Source organism: Rhodopirellula sp. JB055 (assembly GCF_043100905.1).
GTDB lineage: Bacteria > Planctomycetota > Planctomycetia > Pirellulales > Pirellulaceae > Rhodopirellula.
On sequence record NZ_JBICHO010000288.1, the window covers coordinates 1 to 8791 of the forward strand.

Consider the following 8791-nt stretch of genomic DNA (forward strand, 5'->3'; position numbering starts at 1 on the left):
AGTGGTTGCAAAGCCTGCGTGGTGGCGTGTCACACGATGAACGGGCTGGACGAAACCGAAAGCTGGCGGCGTGTTGGCACCTTGGTCATCGGAGAAACGGAGCCCGCGACCGAACCAAAAACCGCAACGATTCCGGCCGCGATCGGCGTGCAGCACGTCACGACGGCATGCCATCACTGCGAAGACCCAGGCTGCCTGAACGGTTGCCCGGTCAAGGCGTACGACAAAGATCCCGAAACAGGAATTGTCCGGCACCTCGACGACCAGTGCATCGGCTGCAAGTACTGCACGATGATGTGTCCGTACGAAGTGCCCAAGTACAGCAAACGTTTGGGCATCGTTCGAAAGTGTGACATGTGTCACCAACGACTGTCCGTCGGCGAAGCACCTGCCTGTGTTCAATCCTGTCCCAACGAAGCCATCGCGATTCGCGTTGTTGATCGACACACACCCAGCGTTTCGGAGGAAGAACGCTTGGTTGCCGGGGCTCCGCTCTCATCAATCACACGCCCGACCACTGTCTTCCGCAGCGAAGACCCGACCAAACGATTCCAAGGCGTCGCCCAAGACAACGGCATCGATGAACCCGCCGAAGACCACTGGCCGCTCGTCGGATTGCTGATCGCCACTCAGGTCGGTGTGGGAATGCTGTTGACCGAACGAGTGCTGGCCGGGATCGGTTGGCTGGCTGGATCACCGATGCCCACCGAGACGACTCGCTGGACCGCGACGGTTGCGTTGGTGATCTCCATGGTCGGCATGAATCTCGCCCCACTGCATCTTGGCCAACCCCTGCGATCGTGGCGAATCTTCTTGGGTTTGCGAACCTCTTGGCTCAGTCGCGAAGCAGTCCTGCTCGGCAAATTTGTGGGCATCCTGACGCTGGGCGTCGTCGCGATGTGGCTGCCTGCGTTTTCGGAATACTTGCCCAGTTGGGTTTCGGTTCCCGATTGGGTTCCCGGATTGATGCTGCTCGGGGCCATCGCCTTCGGAATCGCGGGATTGTTCAGCAGCGCCATGATCTACATCGCCACCAAACGAATCCTGTGGCGATTCGACCGGACGATGATTCGGTTCATGGGAACCGCGTTGATCGGCGGCATGGCAACCACCGCGTTGGTCGTCGCAGCGACGACGCAGCAACGAAGCTCCGTCGTGATTTTGCTCGGTCTGACGACATTCGCATTGATCGCGAAGTTGGTTTGGGAACACAAAATCCTGCTCCGCAGCGAACCAGGGCCAGCCAACGATCAGTGGGATCGACGCAGCCAACGACTGGTCCGTCATCACCTTTCCAAATGGAGTCAGGGGCGAATCGCATTGGGTTGCGGCAGCTTGGCCTTGCTGGTGCTTTCAACGGCCTTGGCGATGAGCGGCATGATGATGTTGGTGACGGTTTGCTGTTTGGCCGCCACGTTGCTTTTGGTGGCCGGCGAGACCACCGAACGATTGATCTATTTCTCCAGTGTTGTCCACGATCGCATGCCGGGAACCCTCCGATGAGTATCTCAACGAAAGAAGTTCGGAACGGCGCCGCCAAAGGATTCCAGTTGCCAACTTTGCTGCAACGACGAACGGGGCCGATGACTCGTGAGTTGATCCTTCATCCCGGCGATCACGGGTTAGGGATGACCCACGGGTCACTGGCCGCGGACACCACCACCACGGCGACGTGCGGTTACTGCGCGACCGGGTGCGGGTTGCGGTTGCACTTGAAAGAAGGCGAAGCCGTGGGGCTGACGCCTGAAACAACCTACCCAGTCAACTTGGGCATGGCGTGCCCGAAAGGTTGGGAAGCCCTGCGAGTGTTGGATTCGCCCGAACGAGCCACCCAGCCTCTGCTTCGCGACGAGTCGGGAAAACTTTCGCCGATCACCTGGGACGATGCGTTCACGACGTTTTGCGAGGGGATGAAGAAAGTTCAGGCCAAACATGGACCGGAGTCGATCGCGTTTTTGTCGACCGGCCAGATTGCTTGCGAGGAAATGGCGTTTCTCGGTGCGTTGGCTCGCTTCGGAATGGGCATGCGGCATTGCGATGGCAACACGCGTCAATGCATGGCGACCGCGGTCACGGCCTACAAAGAATCCTTTGGCTTCGATGCTCCGCCGTACACCTACGATGATTTCGAACAAAGCGATTGCCTGGTCTTCATTGGATCCAACCCGTGCATCGGGCATCCGATCATGTGGGAACGCGTGCTTCGCAATCCCAACAATCCTGAAATCATCGTCATCGATCCACGGCGGACGGAAACCGCCGCCGCTGCAACCCAGCACCTTCAGTTGCGTCCCAAGAACGACTTGGCGTTGCTGTATGCGATCACGAACGAGTTGATTGCGCGTGACTTTGTCGACCATGATTTCGTTCAAAACCACACGCAGGGTTTTGAGGCGTTGCAACAGCATGTTGCTCAGTACGACCTCGCAACCGTTTGCGAACAAGCCGGCTTGGCCGTCGACGACGTGTCCCATGCCGTCGAATCCATCGGTCGTGGCCGAGCGGTTTCACTTTGGTGGACCATGGGCGTCAATCAAAGTTACCAGGGAACTCGCACCGCGCAAGCGATCATCAACATCGCTCTGATCACCGGAAACATCGGCCGGCCGGGAACGGGAGCCAACAGCATCACGGGTCAATGCAACGCGATGGGTTCGCGATTGTGGAGCAACACGACCAACCTGTTCGGACACCATTCGTTTGACAACGAAGCCGACCGGAAGAAGGTCGCCGAAGCACTCAACATCCCCGTCGAAAAGATTCCCAAGACGACCAGTTGGAAGTACGACCGAATCATCGAAGGCATCCGCAACGGCGAGATCAAAGGCCTGTGGGTTGTCGCGACCAATCCCGCCCACAGTTGGATCGATCAAGACGACGTTCGCGAACTGTTTGGCAAACTGGATTTCTTGGTCGTCCAAGACATGTACGAAACGACGGAAACCTGCTCGCACGCGGACATGATTCTTCCGTCGGCGGGTTGGGGTGAAAAAGAAGGCACGTTCATCAACAGCGAACGCCGCTATGGATTGCTGAAGAAAGTCCGCCACGCCCCAGGCCAAGCTCTCGCCGACTTCCAAATTTTTCGCGGGATCGCGCACCACTGGGGACTCGGTGACCTGTTCGCCGAATGGTCGTCTCCCGAGGCCGTTTTTCAAATCATGCAGCGAGCCAGTCGCGACCAACCCAGCGACATCACGGGCATCGCAGGCTACGAACAAATTGATCGTTGCGGAGGGATCCAGTGGCCATGGTCATCCGATCAAGCCAGCGGTGGATTTGAACCGGAACAGCAGCGACGATTGTTCGCCGATGGCCAATTCTTTTACGACGACAAACGAGCTCGCTTGATTGTCGACGATGTCTCCCCGCTGCCAGAACCGGCAGACGATGACTACCCGACTGTGTTGCTGACCGGTCGGGAGACCGTCAGCCAATGGCACACCCAAACGCGAACACGACAAAGCCCGCTGCTTCGGTCGTTGTACCCAAACCAACCCTATGTCGAGATGCATCCTCGTGACGCAGACGAACTGGGCATCGAGCACGGAGACCTTGTTCGCGTTCGGTCCCGACGCGGCCAGGCCGACGCGACGGCTTGCCTGACCCACTCCGTCCAACCCGGACACGCCTTCATGCCGATGCACTACGAATGCACCAATCGGCTCACCCTTTCTCACTTCGACCCACACAGTGGCCAACCCAGCTACAAGGATTGTGCGGTCCGCATCGACCCCGTTTTGACGAGCGACCATGACTGACCAACAGGATTCCCAACCGTTTTCGGACGAACAACAGCAATACCTCGCCGGCTTCACCTTCGGTGCCGACGTCGCTCGCGCCGTTCAAGGCCTGCCCGTCATTTCAGGTTCGGGTGGTCAGGGCACAACGCTTGCGATCGGTGGTGGTTCGACCAAGGTTGATGGTGAATCAGTGCCAAGCGGGCCCGACCGTTTCGCTTTCGAAGCCCAATCAGCCGTCCTCGCGGCCGGCAAAAAGCTTTCGAAAGAAGAGCAAGCCAAACGCGACAAGAACCCGCTGGACATGTGGGATGAAATGCAGGCTCGCAGCGACGCGGGCGAATTCCCCAAGGGCACCGACGTGTTCCTGCAAAAGTTCCACGGGCTGTTCTACGTCACCCCGGCACAAGACAGCTACATGTGCCGATTGCGTCTGCCCGGTGGTCAGATCCAAGCGTGGCAATTGAGAGGCCTGGCCGATCTCGCCGATCAATCCGCTGGTCCGTACCTGGACTTGACCACTCGCGGCAACGTGCAGTTGCGAGAGATCCCAGCGGATCAAGCCATGAACATTTTGTTCGGCACCCGCGAGCTGAACATCGTGCCGCTGGGCAGTGGCGGAGACAACATTCGCAATTGCACCAGCAGTGCTCTGTCCGGTTTGGACGCCGACGAGTTGATCGAAACCTTGCCGCTTGCCAAACGAATGCACCACTACATCCTCAACCATCGCGAGATGTACGGGTTGCCTCGAAAGTTCAACATTGCGTTCGAAGGCGGTGGACGAATCGCGTCCTTGGAAGACACCAACGACATCGGGTTCAAAGCCGTTCGCGTGCTCGACGAAAACGCATCAGACGACTTGCCCGCAGGCGTCTATTTCCAGCTTTGCTTGGGCGGCATCACCGGCCACAAAGACTTCGCTCGCTACACCGGCGTGCTGCTTCGCGAACAGGAATGTGTGGAGGTCGCCGCCGCGATTGTTCGCGTCTTCATCCGGACAGGCGACCGCACCGACCGCAAGAAAGCACGCCTGAAATACGTTCTCGACGAAATGGGATTCGAGAAATTCATCTCGGAAGTCGAATCGCAAATGGATCGAACGCTGACCAAGGTCGATGTCAGTCGGTTGACCGTGCAAGACATCGAGGACCGCACCGCTCACGTCGGTGTGTTCCCTCAAAAACAGCCCGGTTTGAATTCCCTCGGAGTCGTCTTCCCTGTTGGGCGGATGACGACCGACCAAGCACGTGCGCTCGCCGATCTTTCGCTTCGCTATTCCAACGGTGACATTCGTTTGACCGTTTGGCAGAACCTGATTCTGACCAACATCGCCGACGACGATCTGCCCGCTGTCCAAGCAGGCATTCGCGAGTGTGGACTCGACTACGAAGCCAACTCGGTCCGTGCCGGTTTGGTCGCTTGCACGGGCAGTGCGGGTTGCAAATTTGCCGGCGCACCGACCAAAGCCAACGCCATCGAGATCGCCGAACGTGTCGAAAGCGTTTTGACACTCGACCAACCGATCAACATTCACTTGACCGGTTGCCACCACAGTTGTGCTCAGCACTACATCGGGGACATCGGACTGATCGCTTGCCAAGTCGAAATCGGCGACGACATGGTGGATGGCTATCACGTTTGTCTGGGTGGCGGATGGGGTTCACGCCAAGGCATCGCCCGCGAAATCTACCAGTCGATTCCGTTTACCGAAGTTCCCGATTTGGTGACTGGCATCTTGGCGGGCTATCAACAAAACCGCACCAATGCCAACGAGTCATTCAACGAATTTGCTAGCCGACTCACTGACGACGAACTGAAGGCCTTGGTCGCCACGCCGTCCGTTGTTTGCTAGTTCCCTGCCTTCGCACTTCGCGAAAACGGCTTCTCGAAAAAACGTTCCTCTTTCCACCACGATCCGATTCATTCCCAGGATTGATCCCGATGTCCAGCTACATCCCAGAAACGGCCCCTTTCAATGAACAACAGCGTGCTTGGCTGAACGGCTTTTTCGCAGGCCTGACCGGCATCCAGGAAAATCCAGGCGGCAATGTCGCCACCGCGATGGCCGCCGGTCTGCCCTCTGCTGAACCAGCAGTGGAGGAGGAAGAGGACTTCCCCTGGCACGACGATTCATTGCCGATCGTGGACCGAATGGCACTCGCCGAAGGCAAACCGCTCGAGCGAAAACTGATGGCCGCGATGGCTCAGTTGAACTGCGGTTCGTGCGGCTACATCTGTCAAACATACAGCGAAGCCATTGCGTCAGGCGAAGAATCCAACGTTTCGCTCTGCAGTCCCGGCGGCAAAGAAACGAAACAGATGATCAAAAAGCTGATGGCAGAAGCAGGGGACGCCCCCAAGCCATCCAGCAACGGCAACGGATCGGCAACAAACGGCACTGCAATGAACGGCGCCGCCAACGGAGCCGCATCATGGTCTCGGAAGAATCCCTATTCGGCGAACTTGATCGAATCACGCCCGCTCAACCAAGAAGGATCGGCCAAAGACACGCGGCACGTTGCCATTGACTTGGTCGGTTCCGGAATCAAGTACGAAGTTGGCGATGCCCTGGGCGTCTACCCTACCAACTGCAGTGACCTGTGCACCCAAATCATCGATCGCTTGGCGACAGACTCGCACGTCAAAGTGGCGACTCCGCTAGGCAACACTAAAACTCTTCTGGAAGCTCTGCTGGAAGATTGTTGTTTGAAAGATCCAACGGATGAACTGCTGGAACTGCTGGTCGGACGCACACCCGGCCCAGACGCCCAAGCAACGCTCAATCACTTGCTCGCCGAAGGGGTTCCAGAAGGATTCGATGTGCTCGACGTGCTGGAAGTCGCCACCGGTTCAACGATCACTGCGACCGAATTCCTGGAATGCCTCGATCCATTGAATCCACGTTTGTATTCCATCGCTAGCAGCATGAAAGCGGTCGGCGACCAAGTTCATTTGACCGTCGGCAAGGTGGTCTTTGAAAGAGAAGGACGGGTCCGAAAGGGTGTCGCCAGCACCATGTTGGCGGACCGAGTTGCCACGGGTGAAAGCATCCGAGTCTTTGTGCAACCCAACCACGGTGGGTTCACAGTTCCCGACAACGACGACACTCCCATGATCATGGTCGGCCCCGGAACCGGAATCGCTCCCTTCGTCGCGTTCATTCAAGAACGGGCGGCTCGAAAGGCATCCGGTGACAACTGGCTGTTCTTCGGCGACCAGCACGAAGCGTTTGATTTCTTGTATGAATCCGACCTGAAACAGCATGTGCACACCGGAGTGCTTTCGCGACTGGACACCGCATTCAGCCGCGACGGAGACACCAAGGTTTACGTCCAAGACAAGATGCGTGAGAACGCCGCCGAGCTTTGGGCTTGGTTGAACCGCGGTGCTCACTTCTACGTCTGCGGTGACGCAACCCGAATGGCCGCTGACGTCGACCGTGCCTTGCTGCAAATCATCACCCAAGAAGGCGGCATGTCAGAAGACGAAGGCAAAGCCTACTTGAAAACCATGACGAGCGAAAAACGTTACGTCCGCGATGTGTATTGATCGTCGGGCAACCGACGGCCGTTAGGACCGGTTATCCGTTGCGAGTCTTGCGTTGGTGATCCAGGTACGACTCATTGAAAATGCTGAATTGACAATTGTAAATTGTAAACTTCTAAGCTGAAGAATCGACTTCGGTCGCGTGGCGATGGAAGGCTCGTCTAGTTTGACGTGCGGATGCACACCGCAGAACCTCCACGAACCTGACTCCCCTCACCCTGCTGCGAGGTTGTGCCGTTTTATATCACCCTCCCTTGGGACATTCGAAAATCAGATGCTGGCTGGGATCTGGATCTCGCCCCAGATGGGGCCGTCGTGGGAGTTGGGGGAGTCCCTCGCTCACGCGTCGGGTTATGATGGGTGGTCTTGGCCGACTCTGACGGGCAAGAGTGCCCATTCTACATGCACTAAAACGTTTTTGACGACTGAGTCGACAAGCCGTCACCATTGGCGCCCTGATTGCGGATGCCAGTTTCTTTCCTAGATTCCACCTTGGGAGGGTGATGATAAACGCCTGGAATACAGCACTTCAAAACTGCACGACCTCCTTCAAAGCAATTGGAGCCAGAATGCTTTTCGACGCATGCGTTTGATTGCATCGCGGGGACACAAGCGAATCGTTGCCTGGTCATCGATCGCGTCAACGCTGCATTTCTTGCAGCCTAACCGCCCCGCCTCAATCACCTAAACCTTGCGGAGCAAGTGCATTCCCTCGCGGCCTCGATAGGTCAGCAGCAACGCACCGACTGAACCGCGAGCGTCGACGACGGTTTCGAAGAATTCGTTTTCGCCGGGCCATGGGAATGCGAAAAAGAGGTCGAAGTCTTCGATCTCCAATCCGATTTCGTCGTAGATGTCACCTTCCTCGGTGTCGACGTTGCGAACCTCTCGAGCGATCTCAGACAATTCTTCGACGCCGCGAGGCACAAAGCTGCCGCAATGGATCTGCGCGTCGTTGTCCAGCGCATCGGCAACCTTCTGGGCCTCGGCAACCAATCGGGGCTCGATCTCGATTCCAACGGCTTCCATCCCTCGCAACGAAGCCAACATCGCACCGACTGCGAAACCGGCACCGAGTTCGCAAAAACGGTTGCCTGCGAGCAAGTGGTTTTGTTCAATCCAAGTCATCGCTTGATCGAGCAAATGGAAATCGCAGGTGACGAAGTTCTCGATCACCGTTTCATCCGCCAACATGAACGCTTCGATCGCGTCGTTGGCCGTGTCGATCAAATGTTCCGCCGAATCGAGGTATGGAAGTTTCTTGATCGAATCGGGAATCTCAATGGGCTGCCACGCCATCGCATCGCTCCTGTTGCAGACATCAGTGAAGTTCAAAGCACTCGGATGCGTTGCCCGTCGTCACTCAATGCGAACAGCGGGGTTTCGTGGCCCGCGACGACTTGGTGAACCTGTTCCACGGTGATGGATTTTCCGGACGCGTTGGCATTGGCGACCAGTTCCTCGACGGAGACAAATCCGTCGGTATCCAATTTCAATCCGAT

At 57.2% G+C, this 8791-nt stretch carries 6 protein-coding genes; 4 read left to right on the forward strand and 2 right to left on the reverse strand.

Translation table 11 applies throughout. The annotated features are described in order from the left end of the window. From ACF8AM_RS11515 to ACF8AM_RS11530, 4 genes are all read left to right on the forward strand, one after another. On the forward strand, positions 1-1503 hold a 1503-nt coding region (locus tag ACF8AM_RS11515), incomplete at its 5' end, for a DmsC/YnfH family molybdoenzyme membrane anchor subunit (RefSeq protein ID WP_392555772.1). After that, entirely contained in the window at positions 1500-3761 is a 2262-nt protein-coding gene (locus tag ACF8AM_RS11520; RefSeq protein ID WP_392555773.1) for a molybdopterin oxidoreductase family protein, read from the forward strand. The genes ACF8AM_RS11515 and ACF8AM_RS11520, both read left to right, overlap by 4 nt. Beyond that, complete coding sequence (locus ACF8AM_RS11525) at positions 3754-5595, forward strand: NirA family protein (RefSeq protein ID WP_392555774.1); 1842 nt, start codon at positions 3754-3756, stop codon at positions 5593-5595. Before ACF8AM_RS11520 ends, ACF8AM_RS11525 begins: the two co-directional genes overlap by 8 nt. A gap of 89 nt (positions 5596-5684) precedes the next feature. After that, on the forward strand, positions 5685-7292 hold the full coding sequence (locus ACF8AM_RS11530; RefSeq protein ID WP_392555775.1) for a sulfite reductase subunit alpha: 1608 nt from the start codon (positions 5685-5687) through the stop codon (positions 7290-7292). Positions 7293-7973: 681 nt separating this feature from the next. Here ACF8AM_RS11530 and ACF8AM_RS11535 read toward each other — a convergent pair. Together ACF8AM_RS11535 and ACF8AM_RS11540 are read right to left on the reverse strand one after the other, a co-directional pair. Further along, the gene (locus ACF8AM_RS11535) at positions 7974-8588 is read right to left on the reverse strand and encodes a hypothetical protein (RefSeq protein ID WP_392555776.1); all 615 of its coding nucleotides are present in this window, start codon (positions 8586-8588) and stop codon (positions 7974-7976) included. A 32-nt stretch (positions 8589-8620) separates the two neighbouring features. Next, on the reverse strand, positions 8621-8785 hold the full coding sequence (locus ACF8AM_RS11540; RefSeq protein WP_392555777.1) for an RNA 2'-phosphotransferase: 165 nt from the start codon (positions 8783-8785) through the stop codon (positions 8621-8623). Positions 8786-8791 lie beyond the last annotated feature (6 nt).

Bases quoted from the DNA above. Each gene is read 5' to 3' on its own strand.
- ACF8AM_RS11520 (WP_392555773.1), top strand. From the start codon at position 1,500: ATGAGTATCTCAACGAAAGAAGTTCGGAACGGCGCCGCCAAAGGATTC.
- ACF8AM_RS11525 (WP_392555774.1), top strand. From the start codon at position 3,754: ATGACTGACCAACAGGATTCCCAACCGTTTTCGGACGAACAACAGCAA.
- ACF8AM_RS11530 (WP_392555775.1), top strand. From the start codon at position 5,685: ATGTCCAGCTACATCCCAGAAACGGCCCCTTTCAATGAACAACAGCGT.
- ACF8AM_RS11535 (WP_392555776.1), bottom strand. From the start codon at position 8,588: ATGGCGTGGCAGCCCATTGAGATTCCCGATTCGATCAAGAAACTTCCA.